Raw genomic sequence first — 24,980 nt, forward strand, 5'->3', positions numbered from 1 at the left:
CGCGGGGGTGATTTTTCCTGTCAAAGATGCTATTGACTTCGCCGCCCGCTTGACGACATTTCCGCGATCAACTGCGGTTTGATTGGGGATATGCCGTCTGGCAGCGAGTATCCGACCGCATGAGACGTAACAATTCAGGAGATAACGACCATTCGCCGACCCTTCAGAGCGACGCCGGTTCAGAAAGACGGACCGCGCTCCAACCGTGATATCCGGGTTCCCCGGGTTCAGCTTATCGATGCCGAAGGCCAGAACCACGGTGATGTTTCCATTCAGGAAGCTATCGCCATGGCTGAAGAAGCAGGTCTCGATCTCGTCGAGATCGTGCCGAACGCAGAGCCTCCGGTTTGCAAGATCGTCGACCTCGGCAAGCTGAAGTATCAGAATCAGAAAAAAGCCGCCGAAGCGCGCAAGAAGCAGAAAACGGTTGAAATCAAGGAAATCAAGATGCGACCGAACATCGACACCCATGACTATGAGGTGAAGATGAAGGCTGCTCTGCGTTTCTTTGAGGAAGGCGACAAGGTCAAGGTTACCTTGCGTTTCCGTGGACGTGAAATGGCGCACCAGGAACTTGGCATGAAGCTTTTGCAGCGCGTCAAGGAAGACACTGTCGAAATCGCCAAGGTTGAGTCCGAGCCGAAGCTTGAAGGCCGTCAGATGATGATGGTTCTCGCTCCGCGCTGAGCATTTCGAAATGCCTTGGAAAAGCCGCCTTCGGGCGGCTTTTCTTTTGGCCAGACAAATTGGATCATGGAATCGCAATGAAGACTTTGGGCGAATTGGGTAAATATCAGCAGCGTCGGCGTCTTGCGATCGGCGCCGTCGTGGTGCTTCTGGTCGTGGCGCTGCTTTTTGTCAGCTCGCAATCGACCGGCCATTTTCATGAATATATCGAGGCGTTCGGCCTCAGTCTGATCGTCGCGGCCATCATCGGACGCATGTGGTGCACGCTCTATATCGGCGGGCGCAAGAGCGCGGAAATCGTGCAGAGCGGACCGTATTCGGTCACGCGCAATCCACTTTACGTCTTCAGCAGCATCGGCGCGATGGGTATCGGCGCGCAGACCGGCAGCATCATCATTGCGATCGCCTTCGGCGTGCTTTGCTATCTCGCTTTCTCGGTTGTCATCCGGACGGAAGAGAAATTTCTCAAGCAGAATTTCGGCAAGCCTTATGAAGCCTATTGTGCGAGCGTTCCGCGTTTCTTTCCGAAGTTTTCGCTGTTTCGTGACGACAAGGAACTGATCGTCCGGCCTGACCGGATTTATCGCACTTTTCAGGACGGCCTGGTGTTCTTCGTGGCCTATCCGTTTTTCGAGTTCGTGGAATATCTGCAGGACATTCACGTCCTGCCAGTACTTCTGCGGCTTTATTGACGTTCCGGTTGCGATTCAACCCGATTTGGGCCAATTCGGGCATTGCGTTTTGCGGTCTTTGAGCCTATAAGGCCGCGTTCGAACCGCCCGGCAGGGCATGCCGTGGCGGTTTCGTATGCTTTTCGGGCTTGGTCAGTCCGGAAGTAAAACTAGGTTCCCATCCGCATCAGGCATGACCGGACGCCACGCAAGAGGCGTCGAGTGTCGAAGGCACGAGGGGGATCGCAAAGAAGGAGTAGCAAAATGCCCAAGATGAAGACCAAATCGGCCGCCAAGAAGCGGTTCAAGATCACCGGCACCGGCAAAATCAAAGCCGCAGCTGCTGGTAAGCGTCATGGCATGATCAAGCGTTCGAACAAGTTCATTCGCGATGCACGCGGCACCATGGTTCTCGCCGATGCCGATGCAAAGATCGTGAAGCAGTTCCTGCCGAACGGCCTCTAAGATTAGTCTGAGAAGGAGATCATAACATGGCACGCGTAAAACGCGGCGTTACCGCCCACGCAAAGCACAAGAAGGTTCTGGATCAGGCTGCTGGTTTCCGTGGCCGTCGCAAGAACACCATCCGCACCGCCAAGGCTGCAGTTGACCGTTCGAAGCAGTATGCTTACCGCGACCGCAAGAACCGCAAGCGCTCGTTCCGCGCTCTCTGGATCCAGCGCATCAACGCTGCTGTCCGCGAGCAGGGCCTGACCTATGGCCGTTTCATCGACGGTCTTGCCAAGGCTGGCATCGAGATCGACCGCAAGGTTCTGTCCGACATCGCAATCCACGAACCGGATGCATTTGGTGCGCTGGTTGCATCGGCAAAGAAGGCTCTCGAGTACCTCAAGAACACCGAGACGCCGAACGCTTTTGAAGGCGCTGTCCGCTAAGCCAGCCGCCTTTCCCAAGCAGTATCGATAATTTGGGGACCCGCGCTGGCTCGGCTGGCGCGGGTTTTCTCGTTTTAAGGATTCAAAGCGGGCATGAAGGATGAACCGGGCAAGTTGAGACTGGATCTGGATGCGGATGATCTCCGCAGCCTGCTGGTTCTGCTTGTCCAGAGCCGGGGCAAGCGTATTTCCAGCGCCGTCATCGGTGGTCATCGTGTCTGGATCAAGCGCTACGATGCAGAAAGGCGCCCATTTCCGAAGCGTCTGCACAGCCTCATTTCGCCGCTTCTTCCCTATCCGTTCCTGCGCAGCCCGAAGGATGTTGGAGAAGCAGGCATGGCCGACCGCGAAGAGCGCAAGATGAGCGCTTTTCTGCAGGCAGGCTTTCAGGTTCCCAGGATCGTCTACCACCAAGGGGCGGTGATGGTTCTGAGCGATGTCGCGCCGATTATCCAGGACCAGCTTGACCATTTACGTCGCAATGATCCGCAGGGCCATGATGCACTTCTGGTGCATTGCGCCCGCGCGTTGGGTGAGGCCCATGCTGCCGGGCTCTGCCATGGGCGTCCGCACCCGCGCGATTTCTTCGAGAAAAACGGCGTTGCCGGTTTTCTGGATTTCGAGGAGGAACCGGAAACGGTCATGCCGCTTGCTGCTGCACAGGCGCGCGACGTGTGGCTCCTGTTCTTCCAGATCACGGCGCAGGCGCGTCTTGCCGGGACACCGCAGCAGACATTCGCAGCCTATCGTGCGGTCGCGCCCGCTGACGTGATTCCGGAATTGAAGAAAATTGTCGGCTTCTTCCGATTTACCATCGCGCCGCTGAGGCTGTTCCGCCGCATTTTTCTCGGCGGCGATGGAAGACGGCTCTTGCAGGCGATGGAATTTTTTGACGCCAATCTTGATGCGTCTCACCAATCAGGCCAAAGAGAGTAACGACAACGCTTCTTTGGCTGCAAAGCGAAATATGTGGAGCGCTGCAGGCGCAACAGGTAACTCAAAACAAGAGGCGTGGAGCGCTGCAAGCGCGACAGGGAGCTCAAAACAAGAGGCGTGGAGTGCCGCAGGCACGACAGGGATTTAAACAATGAGTGATCTAGAACAACTTGAACGGCAGATTCTCGAAGACATCGCGGCGGCGGCTGACGAGCCTGCCATTGAAGCCGTGCGTGTCGCCGCTCTTGGCAAGAAGGGCTCAGTTTCGGAAAAGCTGAAGACACTGGGCAGCATGACGCCGGAAGAGCGTCAGGCGCAGGGGCCGGCGATTAACGGCTTGAAGAACCGGGTTACCGAAGCGCTGACCGAGCGCAAGACGGAACTGCGCAAGCAAGCGATTGCCGCTCGCCTTGAGCGCGAAAAGGTCGATGTGACGCTGCCGGTGCGTGAAAGCGCTGCATCGCGCGGTCGCATTCATCCGATTTCACAGGTCATCGATGAGATCACCGCAATCTTCGCCGATATGGGTTTCTCGATTGCCGAAGGTCCGGATATCGAAACCGATTATTACAATTTCACGGCTCTGAACTTCCCCGAAGGCCATCCGGCGCGCGAAATGCACGACACCTTCTTCTTCAATGCAGACGAGAAGGGCGAGCGCAAGTTGCTGCGCACGCATACCTCGCCGGTGCAGGTGCACACGATGGAGAAGTTCGCGGCCATCCGTGACAAGGAAGACCGTGACGAGCCGATCCGCATCGTCATTCCGGGCAAGACCTATCGCATGGATTCCGACGCCACCCATTCGCCGATGTTCCATCAGGTCGAAGGTCTGGTTGTCGATAAGTCGGCCAATGTCGCCAACATGAAGTGGGTGCTGGAAGAGTTCTGCAAATCCTTCTTTGAAGTGCCTTCGGTCAAGATGCGTATGCGTCCGAGCTTCTTCCCGTTCACTGAGCCATCGGTCGAGGTTGATATTCAGTGCGACCGTTCCGGTCCGCATGTGAAGTTCGGCGAGGGCAATGACTGGCTTGAAATTCTGGGCTGCGGCATGGTGCATCCGAATGTGCTGCGCGCTTCCGGCTACGACCCAGACGTCTATCAGGGCTTTGCATGGGGCATGGGCATCGATCGCATCGCCATGCTGAAATACGGCATGCCTGATCTGCGCGCTTTCTTCGACGCCGATGTGCGCTGGATCGAACATTACGGTTTCCGTCCGCTCGACATTCCGACGCTTTTCGGCGGACTGAGCGCTTAAGGACAGGAAGGGACAAGACAAATGAAATTCACGCTTTCCTGGCTCAAGGATCACCTTGAAACCGATGCGACGCTGGAACAGATCGTCGAGAAGCTGACCGATATTGGTCTGGAAGTGGAATCGGTCGACGACCGCGCTGCTTTCAAGGCCTTCAAGATCGCCAAGGTCGTAAGCGCTGTTCAGCATCCGGATGCCGACAAGCTGCGCGTACTTTCCGTCGATACGGGTGACGGCAAGCCGGTCCAGGTCGTTTGCGGCGCGCCAAACGCCCGCGCTGGTCTGGTCGGTGTATTGGGCCGTCCGGGTGACTATGTTCCGGGCCTCGATGTCACGCTTTCCGTTGGCAAGATTCGCGGTGTCGAAAGTTTCGGCATGATGTGTTCCGAGCGCGAGCTGGAGCTTTCCGACGAGCACAATGGCATCATCGACCTGCCGGAAGATGCTCCGGTCGGCACCAGCTTTGCAACCTATGCCGGACTGGACGATGCGGTGATCGAGATTGGCCTGACGCCGAACCGTGCCGATTGCACCGGCATTCATGGCATTGCACGTGATCTTGCTGCTGCTGGTCTAGGCACGGTCAAGAACACTTTGCCGGAAGCGGTGAAGGGCGAAGGCGAAACGCCGGTCAAGGTCATTCTGGATCAGGATGACGAGAACCCGTTCTGCACTGGTTTCGCACTGCGCATGGTCAAGGGCGTGAAAAATGGCCCAAGCCCCAAATGGATGCAGCAGCGTCTGAAGGCCATCGGCTTGCGCCCGATCAATGCGCTGGTCGACATCACCAATTATGTGACCTTCGATCAGGGCCGTCCGCTGCACGTCTTCGACGCTGCCAAGGTCAAGGGCAATCTGACGGTGCGTCTGGCAAAGGATGGCGAAACCATTCTCGGTCTCGATCAGCGTGAATATAAGTTCAAGCCGGGCATGTATGTGATTGCCGATGAGAACGGTCCCGAATCGATCGCCGGTATCATGGGCGGCGAGCATTCCGGTTGCGATGAAAACACCACCGATGTGTTGATCGAATCGGCTCTCTGGGACCCGCGCATGATTGCGCGCACGGGCCGCGAACTCGGCATCGTTACCGATGCGCGCTATCGTTTCGAGCGTGGCGTCGATCCGGAAATGATGGTTCCGGGTGCAGAACTGGCAACCAAGTTGGTGCTGGAACTCTGTGGCGGCGAGCCGACAGTTCTCGACGTGGTTGGATATAGCAAGCCTACGCCGCGCGTGATCGATTTCCCGGTATCGGAAGTCAAGCGCCTGACGGGCATCGAGGTTTCCTACGACGCATCCTTCGATATCCTGAAGCGTCTTGGCTTCAGCGTTGAAGGCGACGGCAAGGTTATCAAGGCCACTGTTCCGACGTGGCGTGGCGACGTGGAAGGCAAGGCCGACCTCGTTGAAGAAGTCATGCGCATTCATGGCATCAACCAGATCGACCCGCAGCCGCTGCCGGGGCTTGGCACGGTCAATGGCCGTATCCTGACCACCTTGCAGATCAGAACCCGCCATGCCCGCCGCATGCTCGCTTCGCGCGGCATGATGGAAGCCGTGACCTATTCCTTCATTTCCGACGCGCAAGCCAAAGCTTTTGGTGGTGGCAAGCCGGAACTGAAGCTGGCGAACCCGATTGCCGCCGATATGTCGGACATGCGTCCTTCGCTCCTGCCGGGCCTGCTGGTCGCAGCACAGCGCAATGCGGATCGCGGTTTCGGCGATACGGCACTGTTCGAGGTTTCGGGCATTTATGAAGGCGATACGCCAGACAAGCAGCGTCGCGTCGCGGGTGGCGTGCGCCGCGGTACGGCCAAGGTTGATGGCTCGGGTCGTTTCTGGGCTGGTAATGCGGCTCCCGTCGGCGTCTTCGATGCCAAGGCTGATGCATTGGCAGCACTTGAAGCTGCTGGCGCTCCGGTTGACCGCATCCAGATCGAAGCCGGTGGTCCTGAATGGTTCCATCCGGGCCGTTCGGGAACGCTGAAACTCGGACCGAAGGTCGTTCTTGGCACCTTCGGTGAGTTCCATCCAGACACGCTGGAAGCGCTCGATGTTTCGGGCGCACTCTGCGGCTTCGAGGTCTACATCGATGCGATACCTGAGCCGAAGGCGAAATCCACACGCACCAAGCCGGCTTTGAATCTCTCGCAGTTCCAGAGCCTTAAGCGCGATTTCGCGTTTGTGGTGGATGCAAGCGTTGAAGCCGGAAATGTCGTGAAGGCGGTTTCGTCGGCGGACAAGAAGCTGATTGCCGGTGTTCAGGTCTTCGATATCTTCACAGGGGCATCACTTGGTGAGGGCAAGAAGTCGATTGCGGTTGAAGTGCTGTTGCAGCCGCAGGACCGCACATTGACGGATGAAGATCTGGAAGCACTATCGAAGCAGGTCGTGGCCAGTGTGGCCAAGCAGACCGGCGGCGTGCTGCGCGGATAAGCATGAAATAAAAAGCCCGCCAGATTGGCGGGCTTTTTCATAGCGCTATTCAGCGGCCTGTCTCGTCCTTGCTGGCAGAGCCATCATCGCCATATCGATGATCTTTTGTACCGCGGCGCGCGAATTGCCATCGCGGGCTTCAAAAGAAATGCTCTGTTGGATCATGTGATAGAATTCGGTCATCTGTGCGGTATCGGCATTGGAGGGTAGATCACCTGCCCCTACCGCCTGCTGCAAGCGCTTGGAAAGCCGCTCATGATTTGCGTGTCGGATAGCCTGGAGAAATTCCTTCACAGGCACATTTTCCGGTTTGCACTGGATCGAGCTTACACTGATCATACAGCCGCCCGCCGGGCAGGCGAAAGCGCTGTCTGCGCTCAGTTCCAGCCAGCGGCGCATGCCCTCCTGAATGGTGGTCGCGTTTTCCAGTGCGTCGAAAGGAGCGGCGCCGATGGTACGGCGATAATAGTCGACGGCTTCACGAAACGCCTGCTCCTTATTGCCGAAGGCGGCATAGAAGCTTGGCGGCGTAATGCCGATGGCGGTTGTGAAGTCGTTGATCTGGGCGCACTCATAGCCTTTGGCCCAGAAAACCTTCATCACCTTGTCCAGCGCTGCGTCGCGGTCGAAGCTGCGCGGGCGTCCGCGTGGAACCATTTTTCTCCCTTTCTGTAATCATCCTTATATAATTCTCTTGACCCTTTCGGGCAAGGCGATATTAATTATGTAGTCTACACTATATAATTAGGATTCGTCCCATGAACGATACGTGCGAATCCGCCCTTGCGGCGGAAGAGGTTTCTGCGTCTTCGCAAAAGGCGCGAGCGATCCCGCTGGTTGTCTATTGCCTCAGCTTAGGCGTGTTCGCGCTCACGACTTCCGAACTCATGATCTCGGGCATGCTGCCTTCACTTCAGGTGGCGTTCGACCGTTCCATCGCCGATATCGGCAATCTCATTTCGCTTTATGCGCTTGGCATGATGATCGGCGGACCGCTGGTCACGATCCTGTTTCTGGCGTTGAAGATCGAGAACAAGCGGGGACTTCTGATTCTGCTTGTATTTTATGCGGCGGCGCAAAGCGTGGCCGCGTCCACAAGCAGCTTCCAAATTCTGCTGATCGCCCGTGTTTTGACCGGCATGGCGGCGGCAACGAGCTTCGGGCTGATGCTTGCCATTACGGCACAGCTCGTCGGACCGGAACTGCGCGGGCGAGCTTCATCGCTGGTCTTTGCCGGCCTCATGCTCTGCACCGTCTTCGGCGTGCCGATAGCGACGGCGATCACCAATGCGTTCGGCTGGCGGGCGAGCTTCTGGGCCATTGTGGTCCTGATTCTGGTATGCGCGCTTGTCATCGCAATCAAGATTGAGTCGTCGCCCGATACGCCGCAGGCCGATCTGCGCTCTGAACTGAAGGAAATGCGCAAGCCGAAACTCTGGGCCGCCTATGCCACGAGCGCGCTCGTCATTGGTTCGTCTTTCGCGGTCTACAGCTATCTGTCACCGATCACGGTGGAGCTTGCCGGCTTCTCCGCAATGCAGGTGCCATTTTTGCTTGCCGTCTATGGCGGCGCCAATATCGTCGGCAACTATGTCACCGGTCGCTTTGCCGACCGTCACACGATTCCGACTATCGCCATCGGTCTTGTGTTGATGCTGTCGGCCATGCTGATTTTCGCGCTTTTCGCCGAGCTGAAACTGGCTACGATCCTTGCCATCGTGATGATCGGCCTGACGGGCATAGCACTTAATCCTGCCTTTATCGCGAGGGTGATGCGGATCGCGCATCCGGGCGCGCTGGTGAACGCCATGCATGCATCGGTCATCAATATCGGTCTCGGACTTGGGCCGTGGGTTGGTGGACAGGCAATGGAGGCAGGCTATGGCCTGCATGCACCACTATGGGTCGGCTTTGCCATGACATTGGCCGGGCTTCTGACGCTTGCACCACCAGCTCTGCGCAGGATGTAAAAAAGGGAGCCCGACGGGCTCCCCTTTTATTTGGAGCATTTATCAAAGACCGGTCAAAGCAAGCTGCTGTTCGTTGTAACGCTTGCCTGCGATCAGGGCGGGTGCGGATACCTCATCCAGACGCTGCAAATCCTGTGGTGTCAGTGTGATGTCCACGGCTTTCACATTGTCTTCCAGATGATGGATCTTGCGGACACCGGGGATCGGCACGATGAAATCGCCCCGGCTCAGTACCCATGCCAGCGCCAGCTGTGCGGGCGTGACCTGCTTTTCCTGTGCGATCTCGACGATACGATCCACCTGCCGATTGTTGGCTTCCAGATTGCCCGGCTGGAAACGCGGCAGGGTCTTGCGGAAGTCGTCTTCGGCGAGATCGGACTGTGAACGCAACGTGCCGGTCAGCATACCGCGCCCAAGCGGGCTATAGGGTACGAAACCGATACCAAGTTCACGGCAGACTGGCAGCACATTGTCTTCCGGATCGCGTGCCCATAGCGAATACTCGCTTTGCAACGCGGCGATGGGATGGACCGCATGCGCGCGGCGCAAGGTGGTGCTACCTGCTTCCGAAAGACCGATGGCGCGTATCTTTCCCTCATCGATCAGGTCTTTCAAAGTGCCAACCACATCTTCGATCGGCACGGATGGATCGACGCGGTGCTGGTAGAACAGATCGATCACATCGATGCCAAGCCGCTTCAGGGAGGCCTCGGCTACGTCGCGAATATGTTCAGGGCGGCTATCGACACCCTTCATCTGGCCGTCTTCGATCTTGAAGCCGAACTTCGTTGCAATCGTCACCCGTTCACGGAATGGCTTGAGCGCCTTGCCGACGAGTTTCTCATTCTCGAACGGGCCATAGACCTCCGCGGTATCGAAAAATGTCACGCCAAGGTCGACGGCGCGGTGCAGCGTGCGGATTGCATCCTGCTCGTCCTGCCCCCCATAGGCGTGTGTCATTCCCATGCAGCCGAAACCAAGGGCGGAAACGCTCAATTGCTGGCCGAGTTTGCGCTGTTGCATCGTAGTTCCTTTCGAATGGCTGATTGAAAGTACTGAAAATTGTGCGGGAGGATCGGGAGGAGATTCTGGGTGGACGCGCCTTCAAGCTGCCTGCGCCCAAGCCCGGGACCATGTTGCGAACCATAAAACAGGGTGATCAGTTCGATAATACCGATTTATTTTCACGGCTTGTTCTGTAATTTGTAACAATGAATCGAAGTCAACTGTCACAGCTTGCCGTTCTAGCCGCCGTTGCCGCGCATGGAAGTTTCCGTGGCGCTGCGCGGGAACTGGCGATTGCGCCCTCGGCCGTCAGCCATGCGGTGGCAACACTGGAGGACAGTCTGGGCGTGCGTCTTCTTGCACGCACAACACGCAGCGTCGCCCCGACGGAGGCCGGGCGGCAACTGCTGGAGAGGCTGGCACCGGCGCTTGAGGAGATCAATGCGGCTTTGGGTGCCGCCGTCGATTCGCGGGATCGACCGTCCGGGGTGCTGCGCATCACAGCGCCCTATGTGGCGGCGCAACTTGTCATCGCTCCGCGTCTGGGCGAATTCGCCAGAGCTTATCCCGACATTACACTCGATCTGCGGGTGGAAAATGGCTTCACCGATATCGTAGCGGCTGGCTTCGACGCAGGCGTGCGTCTCGGTGAAAGCCTCGAAGCGGACATGATTGCAACGCGGCTGACCGGGCATGTTCGTGCGGCAATCGTCGCGGCACCGGCTTATTTCAATAACCGTCCAGCTCCCGTCGAACCGCGCGATCTTTTGCAGCACGCATGTATTCGCCATCGCTTTCCGAGCGGGCGAACCTACCGCTGGGAGTTCGAAAAAGCGGGCGAAGTGCAGGAAATCGCCATTGAGGGACCTCTGATTGTCAATGACGACAGGGTTATTCTGGAAGCAGCCCTGAACGGTACGGGGTTTGCTTATCTGTTCGAAGCCTATGTTCACGATGCATTGGCGAATGGACGTCTTGTCCGGGTCCTGAAAGACTGGTGCCAGCCTTTCGCCGGGCTTTATCTCTATTATCCAAGCCGCCGCCAGATGCGCCCGGCCTTGCGCGCATTCATCGACTTTTATCGCCATGGGTCGGGGAGCGGTCAATGAAGGCAACGACGAACCATTTGCATCATGCCGGTCTGCCACTCGCACGGCAGCGGGATATCTTTTCACAGATGATTCTGGAAAGCCCGCTGCTGACGGATGCGCTGCATCGGCTGCATGAACTCGGCGGGGAATCATTCGAATTCTGGCTCGTTTCCGGTGCCCTCTACAACACCATCTGGAACCGGCTGACCGGGCGACAGGCTCTGCATGGGATCAAGGATCTCGATATTATCTATTTCGACGGCAGCGATCTTTCCTGGGAAGCAGAGGATGCGGTTATCACCCGCGGGGCTGACGTCTTCCGCGGCTTTCCGCTTCCGGTGCAGATTCGCAATCAGGCGCGGGTGCATCTGTGGTTCGAAAAGCGCTTTGGACAGCCCTATGCACCGCTTCGCTCTGCGACCGAATCGATAGAACGCTATTCGACGATTGCCCATTGTGTGGGTGTGCGGCTGGCAAAAGACGGCGAGGTGACGGAAGATGGGCTGCTCATCCACGCTCCATTCGGCTTTGACGATATTTTTTCATTTCGCATTCGGCCCAATCGTGCCATCGATAACCGCGAAACGCATGAGATCAAGGCAACCCGCGCGCTGAAATTCTGGCCGGAACTGAGAGTTCAGGACTGGGACACGCCGGAATGAGTCCGGTTCTTGCTTTGAATGAAAGAGGGAACAGCATGTTTCGTTGGGGTATCCTTTCAACTGCCAAGATTGGCGTCACGCAGGTAATTCCAGCGCTTTGCGCGTCCGAAAATGGCATTGTTCATGCCATTGCAAGCCGCGACCTGTCGCGGGCACGCGCCGTCGCCGACCGTTTCGGTGCACCGCTGGCATTCGGTTCCTATGAAGAACTTTTGGCCAGCGACGCTATCGACGGCGTCTATATACCGCTGCCGACCTCGCAGCACATCGAATGGAGCCTCAAGGCGGCTGAAGCAGGCAAGCATGTCCTGTGCGAAAAGCCGATTGCACTCAAGGCCGACGATATCGACCAGCTTATTGCCGCGCGTGACAGGCATAAGGTTACGATGGCTGAAGCCTTCATGGTCTATTACCATCCGCAGTGGATCAAGCTGCAGGAACTTCTGGCCGAAGGCGCTATCGGCAGGCTCCGCCATGTGCAGGGCGCTTTTTCCTATTTCAATGTCGATCCGGGCAATATGCGCAACCAGCCGGAACTGGGTGGCGGCGCCCTGCCGGATATTGGCGTCTATCCGACCGTGGTAACCCGTATGGTTACCGGTCAGGAACCGGTGTCGGTTCAGGCGTCGGTCGAATATGATCCGGCCTTCGGCACCGACCGTTATGCCAATGTTTCGGCGCGCTTCGACGGTTTTGACCTGACTTTCTATGTCGCCACGCAACTTGGCGCTCGACAAACGATGGTTTTCCATGGCGACAAGGGCTTCATCGAAGTCTATGCGCCGTTCAATACCGGCAAATATGGTCATGGCAGCATCGCGCTTTTCGATGCCGGTCACACGAAGGCGATGGAATGGTCGTTCGGTGACGCCAATCATTATCAGCTTCAGGCCGAGAGTTTTGTGCGTGCTGCGCGCGGCGATAAGGATGCGCGGCTTTTCTCGCTTGAAAACTCGAAGGCGAACCAGAAATTCATCGATGCGATCTACCGAGCGGCAAAAGACGGCAAATCGGCTATGGTATGATGGTCAGCGCGCACTATGTAGTGCAGCGGCGACCCCTATTTCGTACGTCGATAGGTCCCTGTCAGTATTTCCGGGTGCGGAATCTGCCTCAGCTTGGCTGTTGTGACTTGCAGTAAAAAACCGCGTTTCTTATATACGCCTCGCACAGGGCATTGATGTGCGTCTGGAAACCGGTCCGGTATCTGGACAAGCATCGTGAAAAGCGCATTGTGAAACCGATAGGAACCGCCCATGGAACGCTCGGTAGAGGTCTTGGCGGTTTGCTGAATGGAGAGAAATATGGCTAAAGTAATTGGTATCGATCTGGGAACGACCAACTCCTGCGTATCCGTCATGGACGGCAAAAACGCGAAGGTCATCGAAAATGCCGAAGGTGCGCGTACAACCCCTTCGATCGTTGCATTCACGGATAGTGACGAACGTCTTATCGGCCAGCCTGCCAAGCGTCAGGCCGTCACCAATCCGGAAGGTACCATTTTTGCGGTCAAGCGCCTGATCGGCCGCCGCTTTGACGACCCGATGGTTACCAAGGACAAGGACCTTGTCCCATACCAGATCGTCAAGGGCGACAATGGCGATGCCTGGGTTGAAGTCCACGGCAAGAAATATTCCCCGTCGCAGGTTTCTGCGATGATCCTTCAGAAGATGAAGGAAACCGCTGAGTCTTATCTCGGCGAAACGGTTACGCAGGCGGTTATCACCGTCCCGGCCTACTTCAACGACGCTCAGCGCCAGGCAACCAAGGATGCCGGCAAGATCGCTGGTCTTGAAGTGCTGCGTATCATCAACGAGCCGACGGCTGCTGCGCTCGCTTACGGTCTGGACAAGAACGAAGGCAAGACCATTGCTGTTTATGACCTTGGCGGCGGTACCTTCGACGTGTCGATCCTCGAGATCGGTGACGGCGTCTTTGAAGTGAAGTCGACCAATGGCGACACCTTCCTCGGCGGTGAAGACTTTGACATGCGTCTGGTCGAATACCTCGTGGCCGAGTTCAAGAAGGAAAGCGGCATCGACCTCAAGAACGACAAGCTCGCTCTGCAGCGCCTCAAGGAAGCTGCCGAAAAAGCCAAGATCGAACTGTCGTCCGCGCAGCAGACCGAAGTCAATCTGCCGTTCATCACGGCCGACCAGACCGGTCCGAAGCATCTTGCCATCAAGCTGTCGCGCGCCAAGTTCGAAAGCCTGGTCGACGATCTCGTTCAGCGCACCATCGAGCCTTGCAAGGCAGCGCTGAAGGATGCCGGTCTGAAGGCTGGCGAAATCGACGAAGTGATTCTGGTCGGCGGCATGACCCGCATGCCGAAGATTCAGGAAGTCGTGAAGGCCTTCTTCGGCAAGGAGCCGCACAAGGGCGTTAATCCTGATGAAGTCGTCGCCATGGGCGCGGCAATTCAGGCAGGCGTTCTGCAGGGCGACGTCAAGGACGTTCTGCTGCTCGACGTGACCCCGCTTTCGCTGGGTATCGAAACGCTGGGCGGTGTGTTCACTCGTCTGATCGAACGCAACACCACGATCCCGACCAAGAAGTCGCAGACCTTCTCCACCGCCGAAGACAACCAGTCGGCCGTGACGATCCGCGTCTTCCAGGGCGAGCGTGAAATGGCTGCCGACAACAAGATGCTCGGCCAGTTCGACCTCGTCGGCATTCCGCCCGCACCGCGTGGCGTGCCGCAGATCGAAGTGACCTTCGACATCGACGCCAACGGTATCGTCAACGTGACGGCCAAGGACAAGGGCACGGGCAAGGAGCATCAGATCCGCATTCAGGCATCCGGTGGTCTGAGTGATGCCGACATCGAAAAGATGGTCAAGGACGCCGAGGCGAATGCCGAAGCGGACAAGAAGCGCCGCGATGCCGTGGAAGCCAAGAACCAGGGCGAAAGCCTCGTTCATTCGACCGAAAAGTCGCTGAGCGAATATGGTGACAAGGTTTCGGCTGATGACAAGAAGGCCATTGAGGATGCTCTCGCAAGCCTCAAGACTTCGCTTGAAGGCGACGATGCCGAGGACATCAAGGCGAAGACGCAGACGCTCGCCGAAGCTTCCATGAAGCTTGGTCAGGCCATGTATGAGGCCGCTCAGGCTGCTGAAACCGGTTCTGCCGGCGGTAGCGAAGAAGCTGCTTCGAACGACGATGTTGTCGACGCCGATTACGAAGAAATCGACGACGACAAGAAGAAGTCGTAATTTCAGGCTCTATACGCTCAAGCCCGGGGCTCTGCCCCGGGCTTTTGCCAATTTTCGAGATGTTCATATTCGCAGGTTTTGTATAAGCCTGCATATTGGCTGGTATCGGTAGAAAGTACCGATGGAAATATCAGGCAGATCAGCCTCTATTTGAAAAATCGCGCTGGCCTGCATACATCTTGAAAAGCATGAGACGGTTTCGGGCAAAGTGGTGTTGACGCTGAAACCCGGAGTGCTGCTCTGACGCATTGAGTCGGAAGGCGCTTCGATAGATGAACAATTGGAAACGCTGGCCCCTGACAAGTGTTGAACGCTTTGGGGCGTGTCGCACGAATCTGGGGACCGGTTTCGGGATACGATGTCCGTGAAAGCAAAAGGCGCGTTCCTGCCGCCGGGATAACGAACTGATGAAGATCGACTACTACGAAGCTCTGGGTGTTGAAAGAACGGCAGACGATAAGGTGCTGAAAACCGCCTTTCGCAAGCTCGCGATGGAGTACCATCCGGATCGCAATCCGAACAATCCGGAAGCTGAACGCAAGTTCAAGGAAATCGGCGAAGCTTACGAAACGCTGAAGGATCCGCAGAAGCGTGCCGCTTATGACCGGTTCGGCCACGCAGCCTTTGAAAATGGTGGCATGGGCGGCGGTTTCGGCAACGGTTTTGGTGGCTCTGGCGGTTTTGCCGATATCTTCGAAGACATTTTTGGCGAGATGATGGGTGGCGGTCGTCGTCGCTCCAATGGCGGACGCGAACGCGGCGCCGATCTTCGCTACAATATGGAAGTGACGCTGGAGGAAGCCTATGCGGGCAAGACCGCGCAGATTCGCGTTCCGACATCCATCACCTGCGACGAATGCTCCGGCTCCGGCGCAAAGGCCGGCTCCCAGCCGACCACCTGTACCATGTGTTCCGGTTCGGGCCGCGTTCGCGCTGCCCAGGGCTTCTTCTCGGTGGAGCGCACCTGCCCGACCTGTAACGGTCGCGGACAGATAATCAAGGATCCTTGCGGCAAGTGCCATGGCCAGGGTCGCGTCACGCAGGAACGTTCGCTGTCGGTCAATATTCCGGCAGGTATCGAGGATGGCACCCGTATCCGCCTGTCCGGTGAAGGCGAAGCTGGCATGCGCGGTGGCCCTTCAGGTGATCTCTACATTTTCCTTTCGGTCAAGCCGCACGAGTTCTTCCAGCGTGACGGCTCCGACCTCTATTGCAAGGTGCCGATCTCGATGACGACGGCAGCCCTTGGTGGTCAGTTCGAAGTCTCGACGCTGGATGGCACGCAGACGCGGGTCAAGGTTCCGGACGGCACACAGAACGGCAAGCAGTTCCGCCTCAAGGGCAAGGGCATGCCGGTTCTGCGTCAGGCCGCCGTTGGCGATCTTTATATACAGATCGACATTGAGACGCCGCAGAACCTGTCCAAACGCCAGCGTGAACTGCTGGAAGAGTTCGAAAAACTTTCCTCGCAAGAGAACAGCCCGAAATCAGCGGGGTTCTTCTCAAGGATGAAAGAATTCTTTGAAGGTATCGGTGAATAATAAAGGGAGCTTTTTGGCTCCCTTTTTTGTTCTTTTCCTTATTCACGCCTTGCTTAGGGAATTCAAAGCGGCATAAACTTGTCCAATAACGACAATGGGAGCAGCAAGAATGGCAGGACAGCTCGGCAGGAAACTGGCCGCTAAGTTCGATGAGGAGATCCGTTTTTTCAAGGGATGGATAGACGGGCCGAAAGCGGTCGGCGCTATTTTGCCGACGAGTTCCATTACCGCGCGCCGTATGGCGAGCGTCATCGATACCGGTTCCGGCCTTCCGGTTCTGGAACTCGGACCGGGCACGGGCGTGATTACCAAGGCGATCTTGAAACAGGGCGTGAAACCTGCCGACCTCTATTCCATCGAATATTCGCAGGACTTCGTGGATCACTTGAATACGATCTTTCCGGAGGTCAACATCATTCAGGGCGATGCCTTCGATCTCGATAGCGCGTTGGGTGAGAAGAAAGACCAGAAATTCGACTGCATCATCTCTGCTGTGCCGATGCTCAATTTCCCGATGGACAAGCGCATCCAGCTCGTGGAAAGCCTGCTTTCGCGCATTCCACACGGACGGCCTCTGATGCAGATCACCTATGGTCCCTTGCCACCGGTTCCAGCCGGTCGCGGCAATTATACCGTTCAGCACTATGATTTTGTGGTGCGCAATGTGCCACCGGCGCAGCTTTGGGTTTATCGCAGCCCTTTGGTCTAGTGGTCTGATTCCGACATTTGCGTCCCTCTGATACAAGCGCCGAGCAAATGTCGGAATCGCAAAGACCACTAGTAACTTTATGTATCTAGTGGATTTTTCGAATTTGACGTTTGAAACAGCATCTCATTCAGTCGGGATTCAAACGTCAAATTCAATCCACTAGTTTCGCACGAGGCTTTTCATGACTGCACGTATTCTCGTCTTCGCGGGTTCAGTTCGCATCGGCGCTTTTTCCGGCCATATGGCAGATGCCGCCGAGAAAGAATTACGGGCGCAAGGTGCGCAGGTCACGCGCATCACGCTTGCCGACTATCCGCTGCCGATCATGGATCAGAATCTGGAAAACGAGCATGGCGTTCCCGAGAACGCCATGCGGCTCGGTCGCCTGTTTGCGGAACAGGACGGTCTGATGATCTGCTCGCCGGAATATAATGCATCGATCCCGCCGCTTCTGAAAAACACCATCGATTGGGTCAGTCGCATTTCAAGGGACGGAGACAGGCCGTTCAGGCCTTATGCCGGTCTGACTGTCGGCCTCTGTTCCAGCTCCGACGGTATGTTTGCCGGTATGCGTGGACTCTACCACCTGCGCGCCGTTCTGATGAATGTCGGCGTACAGATTGTCACCGAGCAATGCTCGGTCGGTCATGCATCGGTGGCGTTCAATGACGATGGTACGCTGAAAGAAGAACGCAGCGCGAGAATGCTCTCCGCTGTCTGCCGCAGCCTCATCGCACGGGTGGAAGAAGCGAAAAGCTGATTCCGTCTCTTTCGTAACGGGTCCTGTTGTGCGAAGAGAATAAAAATCACCACGGAGACTCTCATGACGACGACAGATTTGCGCGATCAAGCGCCCGGGGAAGCATCGGGGCGCTTGATCGTGGGCCTCGACGTGCCGACCATCGCCGATGCTGAGAAGGCGGTCGAAGAGCTGGGCGACACTGTTTCCTTCTACAAGATCGGGTATCAGCTGGTTTTTGCGGGTGGTCTCGATTTCGCAAAAAGCCTTGTGGCGGCGAAGAAGAAAGTCTTCCTCGACATGAAGCTGCTTGATATCGACAACACCATCGCGAAGGGTGTTGAGAATGTCGCGAAGATGGGTGTTTCCATGCTCACGCTGCATGCCTATCCGAAAGCGATGCGGGCAGCGGTGGAAGCCGCCAAGGGATCGGACCTCTGCCTCTTGGGCGTGACGGTTTTAACCTCAATGGACAATGCCGATCTGCGGGAAGCAGGTTATTCTGACGATGCCGAAACGCTGGTGCTGAAACGCGCCGTTCAGGCGCGTGAGGCTGGTATGGGCGGCATTGTTGCTTCCGCGGTCGAAGCGGCAGCCATCCGTCAGGCGGTCGGCCCGGATATGGCCATCGTCACGCCGGGCATTCGTCCCGCCGGTTCGGAAAAAGGTGACCAGAAACGGGTCATGACCCCTGCAGATGCCTTGAAGGCCGGAGCCAGCCATCTGGTCGTTGCCCGTCCGATTGTCGGCGCGGTTGATCGCAAAGCGGCGGCCCTTGCCATTCTCGATGAAATGCGTTCCGTTGCCTAGAGCATTTCCAGCGAAAGTGCGAAGCGGTTTTGCGCGGGATAATGCGGTGGAAAAGATTACGAGCTAGTGGAGGAAGCAGCATGACTAAAGCCTACTGGATTGCCCGTGTGGATGTCCGTGATTCCGAGCGATACAAGGATTATGTTTCAACGGCGAAACCGGCATTTGAACGTTATGGTGCAAATTTCATCGCTCGTGGCGGCACGGCTGATGCAGTTGAGGGACAAGGTCGCGCCCGCAACGTGATCATCGAATTCGAAACCATGCAGCACGCGCTCGATTGCTATAATTCGCCGGAATATCAGGCGGCGAAGGCGATCCGCCAGACGGTTGCGGATGGTGAAATCGTCATCGTCGAAGGCGTTTAGAGTTCCGATCAGATAGGATCTGATCGGAACTCTAACCTATTATATTTTAAGCATAATCTTATCGATCCTCGTTTCACTTCGGTCGGATTATGCTCTAAAATCAAAGGGCCCGCAGGGGCTCTTTTTTATTTGCTGTTTAGAGCCGGACTGGCGGATCGTGCCGTCCGGCAAGCGTCAGATCGAGCAGCAGAACCTTTCCGGCATGGGGATCGGAACGGCGAGCCTCTTCATCGAGGCCTTCATTGGCGCTGGTTACGATCATCACCGTCGCATCCGGTCCGACAAAAGCAGGGCATGATGGTTGGCGGACCGGCAGTGAAATCGAGCGGATCAGGCGGCCTTGCGGTGAATAGGCATTGAGCGAACTGCCGCCCCAACAGGCATTCCACAGCGTGCCTTCCGCATCAACGACCGAGCCATCGACGCCGCCTTCTTCGGCCCGGTGGTGGAAGACGCTTTTGTCGGATATCGGTAATCCTGTCTCAGGGTCTGTATCGACCCGCCAGATGATGTTGCGATCCGTGTCGGCGAAATAGGCGATCTTTCCATCGGAAGAAAAGCAGATTGAGTTGGTGATCGTGATACCGGAGAAAAGCTTTTTCACCTGGCCTTCGCGATACCACCAGATCGAGCCTGCATCGGTCTCGGCTTTTTTGCCCATCGTGCCGATCCAGAACGATCCTGATGGATGCACACGCGCATCGTTGGAACGGGTGACGTCATTCTCGGCTTCAAGTGGATGATGAAGAGTCAATCGCCCATTGGCGCGCTCGCGAATGAACAGCCCATGCTCACTGACGATCAGCTGCCGGTCACGGTCGATAACGGCGAGGGCGCTGGCCTTCATGCCGAGCGCATGGACGTGAATTTCGCCGCTGTCCCAGTTCTTCTCGATCAGTTTCTGGCCGAGAATATCGAACCACCAGACATTTCCGCTCAGTGGATCATAGCCGGGGCCTTCGCCCAGTTCTGCTACATGGTCGGCAAACAGGGTAGTTTTTACGACGGTCACTTTTTCCTCCCGAGACGCCCGAAGCGATTGCATCCAACATAATCAACGGATGAAAGCTGATCCAGTTCAACTTCAAGCATTGTAAGTGCACAACAGACACCCGAGAACGGATTGAGAGAAAGGACTATGTTGCCCAGTCATTCCGTTTTAGATTTCCCGCAACTTCGAATCGCGAGGAAATCATGGCTCTCAAAGTCGCGGTCCAGATGGACCATATCAGCACGGTGAACATTGCGGGCGATACCACATTCGCCCTTTCGCTCGAGGCGCAGAAGCGCGGTCATGAGCTTTACCATTATACGCCAGACCGGCTTTCGATGCGCGATGGCGTCGTTTCTGCCCGCTTGGAAAAGATGGAAGTGCGCGACGTCAAGGGCGATCACTATACGCTGGGTGAGCCGATCCGCCGCGACCTGTCGGAAATGGATGTGGTGCTTCTGCGTCAGGACCCGCCCTTCGACATGAACTATATTACCACCACCCATCTTCTGGAGCGGATTCACCCGAAAACACTGGTTGTCAACGATCCGGCATGGGTGCGCAACAGTCCCGAAAAAATCTTTGTGACAGAGTTTCCCGACCTGATGCCGGAAACGCTCATCACCAAGGACCCGCAGGAAGTCATGGATTTCCGTCGCGAGTTCGGCGACATCATTTTGAAGCCGCTTTATGGTAATGGTGGTGCGGGCGTCTTCCATCTGGCCGATGGTGACCGCAACCTGACCTCGCTTCTGGAAATGTTCGGTCAGCTCTTCAAGGAGCCGTTCATTGCACAACGTTATCTGAAGGACGTACGCGCCGGCGACAAGCGCATCATCCTGATTGATGGTGAACCTGTCGGCGCAATCAATCGCGTGCCGTCGGAAACCGATGCCCGTTCCAACATGCATGTCGGCGGGCGTGCGGAACAGAGCAAGCTAACGCCACGTGAACGCGAGATTTGCGAGCGCATTGGCCCGTCACTGAAAGAACGTGGTTTCATTCTGGTCGGCATTGATGTGATCGGCGACTACATGACCGAAATCAACGTTACCTCTCCAACTGGTATCCGCGAAATCCAGCGTTTCGACGGGACTAATATCGCGGCCCTGTTCTGGGATGCGGTAGAAGCCAAGCGTTAATTTGTTCTCTTAACGTTCTTGAGTTTACCGCTCGCTCGTGCTTAACTCTCTAAGTTGTATTTGAGTCTTTACTCACTTAAGAGATGTGGTGCGTGGCGAGCGGGGGCACATGGTCGCGCGGGTTGGAACAGTTGCTTTTCAAGGCATAGAGGCTGTGCCTGTCGACGTGCAGGTGATGGTCGCGCCGGGCAAGATGGGCATGTCCATTGTCGGCTTGCCGGACAAAGCCGTGGCAGAAAGCCGGGAGCGTGTGCAAGCGGCGTTGCACGCCTCGGGCCTTTCCATGCCGACCAAACGGGTGACGGTTAATCTGGCACCTGCCGACCTGCCGAAAGAAGGGTCGCATTATGACTTGCCCATTGCTGTCGGGCTTATGGCGGCAATCGGTGCCATTCCGGCGGATGCAATACAGTCCTATCTCGTTCTGGGTGAATTGTCGCTCGACGGTTCGATAACACCGGTGGCAGGCGTCCTGCCTGCTGCAATCGGTGCGAACCGGGATGAGAAAGGACTTATCTGCCCTTATGCTTGCGGGCCAGAGGCAGCGTGGGCGGGTGCCGATATCGATATTCTGGCTCCGCGCAGTCTCATCGCCCTTGCCAACCATTTTCGCGGCACGCAGGTTCTGACCCGACCGGAACCATCCATGCGGCTTTCCGGTGAAACGGAACTCGATCTTGCCGATATCAAAGGGCAGGAGACCGCCAAGCGAGCGCTTGAGATCGCTGCTGCGGGCAATCACAATCTGTTGCTTGTCGGGCCACCGGGATCCGGCAAATCCATGCTTGCTCAGCGATTGCCATCCATTCTGCCGCGCCTTTCTCCGCGCGAATTGCTGGACGTATCGATGATCGCCTCGATTGCGGGTGAGCTTTCGGGTGGAAAACTGTCAGATCGCCGTCCGTTCCGCGCGCCGCATCATTCGGCGTCCATGGCGGCAATGGTCGGCGGTGGACTGCGTGCGCGTCCGGGCGAGGTATCGCTTGCGCATAACGGCGTGTTGTTTCTGGACGAGTTTCCGGAATTCTCGCCACAGGTGCTGGATTCCTTGCGTCAGCCACTCGAAACCGGCGAATGTCTCATTGCACGCGTCAATCATCGCACCAGCTATCCGGCGCGCTTTCAACTGATCGCCGCCATGAATCCCTGCCGTTGCGGTATGGCGGGCGAACCCGGTCATGTCTGCGCGCGGGGCCCACGTTGTCAGGCCGATTATCAGGCGCGTATTTCAGGCCCGCTCCTCGACCGTATAGACTTGCGGGTGGATATGCCTGCGGTCTCTGCTTTCGATCTCATCAAACCATCTCGGTCGGAAACGAGCGAGACGGTCGCACAACGCGTCTCCCGTGCTCGTGCGATTCAGACCCAGCGTTATTCAGCGCTCGGTCTGGAACCGTCCCTGACCAATGCCTATTGCTCGGCCAAACTGATCGAACAGGTTGCTGAGCCGGATGCGGCAGGCCTCAAGCTTTTGCGTGACGCAAGCGAGCAGATGCGTTTTTCTGCCCGCGCTTATCATCGCATTCTGAAGGTCGCCCGGACGCTGGCCGATCTGAACGGGAGCGACAAAGTCGGTCGCATTCATTTGGCCAGCGCCATATCCTATCGCATGGGTGCGGAAAGGCTGGTTTCCGCAGCCTGAACATCTTCTACGACGTCACGTTTTCAAGCGTCGTCATCCGATCACGCGATCGCACGCGAATCTCGCCATTGTTGAGAAAGAGGCATGTATCGAACAATGTGAGATCAAGCGGGTTGGGAAGCCGAACATCCTCGATCCCTGGGCACGGCTTTGCCGCTGGATCAAAGGAACGGTCGATTTGCGATATACACAGAATGGTGAGCCTTCGCTTTGAAGCAAATGACCTGAGCGCCGCAATCTGGGTCGACAGGTCGGGTTTTTCCCGCTTCTGATCGAGAATCTGCAGATAATCGACGATCACGACGGTTCCAGCCGAAGCAGCGTCGAGTTTGGCGATCATATAATCCGCGCAGATGGCATCCGAGCAATCGAAACGGAATAGATGCCGGAAGTTATCGCGATCGACGCCGAGTGCCTTGAAGCGTCCGGCGATATCCGTCTCAGTGTATTCAAGCGAAAAGAAAAGGCCGTAATTGCCATCTCGCATGGCCTCAATCATTATATCAAGACTCAACAGGGTTTTCCCATGGCCCGGTCTGGCGCCAATCAGCACCATGCTGCCGGACTTGAGATAGCCATAGATTTCGCGAGCAGAAACGGGAGCGGATGTGTTGTCAACGAGCAGGCTCCAGCTTCTGTAACCCTCCTGCGCGGCAACGCGATCAAGCGCTTCATGAAGTGGAATATCAGCATCATTTGCCAAACGCCTGGCAAGCCGCTTCAGGTGATAGATAGGGGACGATAACCGCATCGATAAACCTCCTGTGACGAGCTGTCATTGCAGTCCCTCCTTGTGCATGTGCCCGAACAGTTGGTTCGATGATTTCATCTTCCTGCATGAAAAATGCTTTCCCGAACGGAGGGGGGAGGCTTGGAAGCAGCCAGAATCGGAGAATAACGCAAATGGTCAGTCTGCGGAACTGCTATGTAGCTTAGACAGTACGACGAGGAAATTTCAGCGTGGCGCTATCGGCTTCCAGTGATGGAGGACGGACCGGTCTTCGCAAGAATAACACCAGTAATGGCCCTGAAAGGGCTGATCATACTGGCGGCTGATTGGACGTCCGGCCAGAAAGCAGAGCAGCAGCGTACCGGCACCACCGTGGCCGACGATAGCGATATCGTCAGAATTTCCAAGCCGCTTTACCGCTTCAAAACCTTCCACGATGCGTTGTTGCACATCGATGGCCCGCTCCCAGCCGTGAATACTTGCTTCGGGTGCGGAAAAGAACTGGTCGGCTACAGTCTCGTGTTGTTCGGCGGGCAGGAAGCCAGTGGCGCTTCGGTCGATCTCCTTAAAGCGGCTGTCGGTCAACGGACTGACTCTTAAAATATCCGCCAGAATTTCAGCAGCTTCAATTGCCTTTGCTTCCGTGCTGGACCAGATTGATGTGATCGATTGCAGTTCCGGCTGGCTGGCAAAGGAGCGCATCCGTTCAATTCCGCGCTCCGACAGGTTCCACGACGGAACAGGCTTTGCGGGATCGATCACGACTTCCGGATGCGAGATAAAGTAGATTTTCGTCATGCGCGCCCCAAATAGCCGTATCATTGTAAACAATAGGGCGCATTTCGCGCCCTGTTGCCAACCCATTGAGTTCATATTCTGAACGTTACAAGGCCATTCTCATCGATGGCCCAGGCCGGGTTCCATGCAATTTCCCAGGCGTGATCGTCAGGATCGGCGACATAGCCGCGAAAACCACCATGGCTCGGCGCGTCAGCCGAACGCACCAGCTTGCCACCAGCCCCAACCAACCGGTCCATCAGTGGCGCGACATCCGTTTCCAGTTCCACATTATGTGCAAGAGAAAATGCGCCGGGCTGCTGGAGGCCTTTGCGGTTCATATCGGTTTCGAGCGAAGCTTTCAGGAAGGTTCCGAGAACGAAACCGTTCATCTGATAGAAGATGATTTCTTCATTCTCGAAAACAGGCACCCAGCCGAAGCCCTGCGTGTAAAAACGACGTGAGCACTCGAGGTCGGCGATACCAATTGTAATGACGGAGATCTGCTGTTTCATAACCAAGACCTTTTGTTCTCCAATGCACCATTGCATCGGAGTGTAAGGTCAAGGGACTCAACGCATTTGCCGAAATGAAAACAATTGCGAAGGCCAGGACCCGCTTTACAACGGGGATCGGGCTAACCGCACCGACCTCTCCTTTTTAGACCCGGAATGAATAGCACATTCCGGGACGTTTTCAAA

At 56.5% G+C, this 24,980-nt stretch carries 25 protein-coding genes; 19 read left to right on the plus strand and 6 right to left on the minus strand.

Features of this window, described 5'->3' with window-relative positions; genetic code table 11:
* Positions 1–150 precede the first annotated feature (150 nt).
* The 7 genes from infC to pheT all read left to right on the plus strand — a co-directional run bounded on the left by infC (position 151) and on the right by pheT (position 6,887).
* The gene (gene infC / locus CES86_RS12625; protein WP_012091035.1) at positions 151–687 is read left to right on the plus strand and encodes a translation initiation factor IF-3; all 537 of its coding nucleotides are present in this window, start codon (positions 151–153) and stop codon (positions 685–687) included.
* A 77-nt stretch (positions 688–764) separates the two neighbouring features.
* Entirely contained in the window at positions 765–1,379 is a 615-nt protein-coding gene (locus CES86_RS12630) for a methyltransferase family protein (protein ID WP_010657701.1), read from the plus strand.
* Positions 1,380–1,622: 243 nt separating this feature from the next.
* A complete protein-coding gene (gene rpmI, locus CES86_RS12635; protein ID WP_006473268.1) occupies positions 1,623–1,823 on the plus strand; it encodes a 50S ribosomal protein L35 in 201 nt (66 codons plus the stop codon).
* A gap of 26 nt (positions 1,824–1,849) precedes the next feature.
* Positions 1,850–2,254, plus strand: coding sequence for a 50S ribosomal protein L20 (gene rplT / locus CES86_RS12640; RefSeq protein ID WP_006468099.1), 405 nt, complete (start codon positions 1,850–1,852; stop codon positions 2,252–2,254).
* A 93-nt stretch (positions 2,255–2,347) separates the two neighbouring features.
* Positions 2,348–3,190, plus strand: coding sequence for a BUD32 family EKC/KEOPS complex subunit (locus CES86_RS12645; RefSeq protein ID WP_012091034.1), 843 nt, complete (start codon positions 2,348–2,350; stop codon positions 3,188–3,190).
* 151 nt (positions 3,191–3,341) lie between these two features.
* Complete coding sequence (pheS, locus tag CES86_RS12650; protein ID WP_012091033.1) at positions 3,342–4,451, plus strand: phenylalanine--tRNA ligase subunit alpha; 1,110 nt, start codon at positions 3,342–3,344, stop codon at positions 4,449–4,451.
* Positions 4,452–4,472: 21 nt separating this feature from the next.
* Positions 4,473–6,887: a phenylalanine--tRNA ligase subunit beta gene (gene pheT / locus CES86_RS12655; RefSeq protein WP_094514542.1), complete on the plus strand. Its 2,415-nt coding sequence runs from the start codon at positions 4,473–4,475 to the stop codon at positions 6,885–6,887.
* A gap of 45 nt (positions 6,888–6,932) precedes the next feature.
* Here the strand turns inward: pheT and CES86_RS12660 are convergent, their stop codons facing one another.
* The gene (locus tag CES86_RS12660; RefSeq protein ID WP_012091031.1) at positions 6,933–7,544 is read right to left on the minus strand and encodes a TetR/AcrR family transcriptional regulator; all 612 of its coding nucleotides are present in this window, start codon (positions 7,542–7,544) and stop codon (positions 6,933–6,935) included.
* A 101-nt stretch (positions 7,545–7,645) separates the two neighbouring features.
* Between CES86_RS12660 and CES86_RS12665 the strand changes: the two genes are divergently transcribed.
* Positions 7,646–8,857 carry an MFS transporter gene (locus CES86_RS12665; protein WP_012091030.1) on the plus strand — a complete coding sequence of 404 codons (1,212 nt, stop codon included), beginning with the start codon at positions 7,646–7,648 and terminating at the stop codon, positions 8,855–8,857.
* A gap of 42 nt (positions 8,858–8,899) precedes the next feature.
* On the opposite strand, the gene CES86_RS12670 is transcribed toward CES86_RS12665, so the two are convergent.
* Positions 8,900–9,880, minus strand: a complete 981-nt coding sequence (locus CES86_RS12670) for an aldo/keto reductase (RefSeq protein WP_094514544.1) — start codon at positions 9,878–9,880, stop codon at positions 8,900–8,902.
* A gap of 188 nt (positions 9,881–10,068) precedes the next feature.
* Between CES86_RS12670 and CES86_RS12675 the strand changes: the two genes are divergently transcribed.
* From CES86_RS12675 to CES86_RS12715, 9 genes are all read left to right on the plus strand, one after another.
* Positions 10,069–10,971 carry a LysR family transcriptional regulator gene (locus tag CES86_RS12675; RefSeq protein WP_094514546.1) on the plus strand — a complete coding sequence of 301 codons (903 nt, stop codon included), beginning with the start codon at positions 10,069–10,071 and terminating at the stop codon, positions 10,969–10,971.
* Positions 10,968–11,615, plus strand: a complete 648-nt coding sequence (locus tag CES86_RS12680; RefSeq protein ID WP_094514547.1) for a nucleotidyltransferase family protein — start codon at positions 10,968–10,970, stop codon at positions 11,613–11,615. Before CES86_RS12675 ends, CES86_RS12680 begins: the two co-directional genes overlap by 4 nt.
* A gap of 35 nt (positions 11,616–11,650) precedes the next feature.
* A complete protein-coding gene (locus tag CES86_RS12685; RefSeq protein WP_094514666.1) occupies positions 11,651–12,640 on the plus strand; it encodes a Gfo/Idh/MocA family protein in 990 nt (329 codons plus the stop codon).
* A gap of 279 nt (positions 12,641–12,919) precedes the next feature.
* Positions 12,920–14,830 (plus strand): molecular chaperone DnaK, encoded by a 1,911-nt coding sequence (gene dnaK, locus CES86_RS12690; RefSeq protein WP_010657711.1) that lies wholly within the window; start codon positions 12,920–12,922, stop codon positions 14,828–14,830.
* Positions 14,831–15,237: 407 nt separating this feature from the next.
* Positions 15,238–16,371: a molecular chaperone DnaJ gene (gene dnaJ, locus CES86_RS12695; RefSeq protein WP_012091025.1), complete on the plus strand. Its 1,134-nt coding sequence runs from the start codon at positions 15,238–15,240 to the stop codon at positions 16,369–16,371.
* A gap of 109 nt (positions 16,372–16,480) precedes the next feature.
* Positions 16,481–17,080, plus strand: a complete 600-nt coding sequence (gene pmtA, locus CES86_RS12700) for a phospholipid N-methyltransferase PmtA (protein ID WP_010657713.1) — start codon at positions 16,481–16,483, stop codon at positions 17,078–17,080.
* Between the two features lie 181 nt (positions 17,081–17,261).
* Positions 17,262–17,840, plus strand: coding sequence for an NADPH-dependent FMN reductase (locus CES86_RS12705; RefSeq protein WP_010657714.1), 579 nt, complete (start codon positions 17,262–17,264; stop codon positions 17,838–17,840).
* A 63-nt stretch (positions 17,841–17,903) separates the two neighbouring features.
* Positions 17,904–18,629, plus strand: a complete 726-nt coding sequence (gene pyrF / locus CES86_RS12710; protein WP_094514549.1) for an orotidine-5'-phosphate decarboxylase — start codon at positions 17,904–17,906, stop codon at positions 18,627–18,629.
* A gap of 80 nt (positions 18,630–18,709) precedes the next feature.
* Positions 18,710–18,997, plus strand: coding sequence for a DUF1330 domain-containing protein (locus tag CES86_RS12715; protein ID WP_012091023.1), 288 nt, complete (start codon positions 18,710–18,712; stop codon positions 18,995–18,997).
* Between the two features lie 136 nt (positions 18,998–19,133).
* Here CES86_RS12715 and CES86_RS12720 read toward each other — a convergent pair whose 3' ends face one another.
* Positions 19,134–20,009 (minus strand): SMP-30/gluconolactonase/LRE family protein, encoded by an 876-nt coding sequence (locus tag CES86_RS12720; protein WP_040129062.1) that lies wholly within the window; start codon positions 20,007–20,009, stop codon positions 19,134–19,136.
* 182 nt (positions 20,010–20,191) lie between these two features.
* On the opposite strand from CES86_RS12720, the gene gshB reads away from it, so the two are divergent.
* Together gshB and CES86_RS12730 are read left to right on the plus strand one after the other, a co-directional pair.
* The gene (gshB, locus tag CES86_RS12725; protein ID WP_012091021.1) at positions 20,192–21,130 is read left to right on the plus strand and encodes a glutathione synthase; all 939 of its coding nucleotides are present in this window, start codon (positions 20,192–20,194) and stop codon (positions 21,128–21,130) included.
* A 109-nt stretch (positions 21,131–21,239) separates the two neighbouring features.
* The gene (locus CES86_RS12730; protein ID WP_012091020.1) at positions 21,240–22,772 is read left to right on the plus strand and encodes a YifB family Mg chelatase-like AAA ATPase; all 1,533 of its coding nucleotides are present in this window, start codon (positions 21,240–21,242) and stop codon (positions 22,770–22,772) included.
* Positions 22,773–22,779: 7 nt separating this feature from the next.
* Here CES86_RS12730 and CES86_RS12735 read toward each other — a convergent pair whose 3' ends face one another.
* From CES86_RS12735 to CES86_RS12745, 3 genes are all read right to left on the minus strand, one after another.
* The gene (locus tag CES86_RS12735) at positions 22,780–23,523 is read right to left on the minus strand and encodes a DNA helicase (protein ID WP_094514550.1); all 744 of its coding nucleotides are present in this window, start codon (positions 23,521–23,523) and stop codon (positions 22,780–22,782) included.
* Positions 23,524–23,727: 204 nt separating this feature from the next.
* Complete coding sequence (locus CES86_RS12740) at positions 23,728–24,300, minus strand: histidine phosphatase family protein (protein ID WP_094514552.1); 573 nt, start codon at positions 24,298–24,300, stop codon at positions 23,728–23,730.
* A gap of 71 nt (positions 24,301–24,371) precedes the next feature.
* Positions 24,372–24,794: a VOC family protein gene (locus tag CES86_RS12745; RefSeq protein ID WP_094514554.1), complete on the minus strand. Its 423-nt coding sequence runs from the start codon at positions 24,792–24,794 to the stop codon at positions 24,372–24,374.
* Between the last annotated feature and the right edge of the window lie 186 nt (positions 24,795–24,980).

The organism is Brucella lupini (genome assembly GCF_002252535.1).
In the GTDB taxonomy this organism is placed as follows: Bacteria; Pseudomonadota; Alphaproteobacteria; order Rhizobiales; family Rhizobiaceae; genus Brucella; species Brucella anthropi.

What these genes read in the sequence shown, in the direction of transcription:
- CES86_RS12630 (WP_010657701.1), top strand. Translation starts at nt 765, where the DNA reads ATGAAGACTTTGGGCGAATTGGGTAAATATCAGCAGCGTCGGCGTCTT.
- rpmI (WP_006473268.1), top strand. Translation starts at nt 1,623, where the DNA reads ATGCCCAAGATGAAGACCAAATCGGCCGCCAAGAAGCGGTTCAAGATC.
- rplT (WP_006468099.1), top strand. Translation starts at nt 1,850, where the DNA reads ATGGCACGCGTAAAACGCGGCGTTACCGCCCACGCAAAGCACAAGAAG.
- CES86_RS12645 (WP_012091034.1), top strand. Translation starts at nt 2,348, where the DNA reads ATGAAGGATGAACCGGGCAAGTTGAGACTGGATCTGGATGCGGATGAT.
- pheS (WP_012091033.1), top strand. Translation starts at nt 3,342, where the DNA reads ATGAGTGATCTAGAACAACTTGAACGGCAGATTCTCGAAGACATCGCG.
- pheT (WP_094514542.1), top strand. Translation starts at nt 4,473, where the DNA reads ATGAAATTCACGCTTTCCTGGCTCAAGGATCACCTTGAAACCGATGCG.
- CES86_RS12660 (WP_012091031.1), bottom strand. Translation starts at nt 7,544, where the DNA reads ATGGTTCCACGCGGACGCCCGCGCAGCTTCGACCGCGACGCAGCGCTG.
- CES86_RS12665 (WP_012091030.1), top strand. Translation starts at nt 7,646, where the DNA reads ATGAACGATACGTGCGAATCCGCCCTTGCGGCGGAAGAGGTTTCTGCG.
- CES86_RS12670 (WP_094514544.1), bottom strand. Translation starts at nt 9,880, where the DNA reads ATGCAACAGCGCAAACTCGGCCAGCAATTGAGCGTTTCCGCCCTTGGT.
- CES86_RS12675 (WP_094514546.1), top strand. Translation starts at nt 10,069, where the DNA reads ATGAATCGAAGTCAACTGTCACAGCTTGCCGTTCTAGCCGCCGTTGCC.
- CES86_RS12680 (WP_094514547.1), top strand. Translation starts at nt 10,968, where the DNA reads ATGAAGGCAACGACGAACCATTTGCATCATGCCGGTCTGCCACTCGCA.
- CES86_RS12685 (WP_094514666.1), top strand. Translation starts at nt 11,651, where the DNA reads ATGTTTCGTTGGGGTATCCTTTCAACTGCCAAGATTGGCGTCACGCAG.
- dnaK (WP_010657711.1), top strand. Translation starts at nt 12,920, where the DNA reads ATGGCTAAAGTAATTGGTATCGATCTGGGAACGACCAACTCCTGCGTA.
- dnaJ (WP_012091025.1), top strand. Translation starts at nt 15,238, where the DNA reads ATGAAGATCGACTACTACGAAGCTCTGGGTGTTGAAAGAACGGCAGAC.
- pmtA (WP_010657713.1), top strand. Translation starts at nt 16,481, where the DNA reads ATGGCAGGACAGCTCGGCAGGAAACTGGCCGCTAAGTTCGATGAGGAG.
- CES86_RS12705 (WP_010657714.1), top strand. Translation starts at nt 17,262, where the DNA reads ATGACTGCACGTATTCTCGTCTTCGCGGGTTCAGTTCGCATCGGCGCT.
- pyrF (WP_094514549.1), top strand. Translation starts at nt 17,904, where the DNA reads ATGACGACGACAGATTTGCGCGATCAAGCGCCCGGGGAAGCATCGGGG.
- CES86_RS12715 (WP_012091023.1), top strand. Translation starts at nt 18,710, where the DNA reads ATGACTAAAGCCTACTGGATTGCCCGTGTGGATGTCCGTGATTCCGAG.
- gshB (WP_012091021.1), top strand. Translation starts at nt 20,192, where the DNA reads ATGGCTCTCAAAGTCGCGGTCCAGATGGACCATATCAGCACGGTGAAC.
- CES86_RS12730 (WP_012091020.1), top strand. Translation starts at nt 21,240, where the DNA reads ATGGTCGCGCGGGTTGGAACAGTTGCTTTTCAAGGCATAGAGGCTGTG.
- CES86_RS12735 (WP_094514550.1), bottom strand. Translation starts at nt 23,523, where the DNA reads ATGCGGTTATCGTCCCCTATCTATCACCTGAAGCGGCTTGCCAGGCGT.
- CES86_RS12740 (WP_094514552.1), bottom strand. Translation starts at nt 24,300, where the DNA reads ATGACGAAAATCTACTTTATCTCGCATCCGGAAGTCGTGATCGATCCC.
- CES86_RS12745 (WP_094514554.1), bottom strand. Translation starts at nt 24,794, where the DNA reads ATGAAACAGCAGATCTCCGTCATTACAATTGGTATCGCCGACCTCGAG.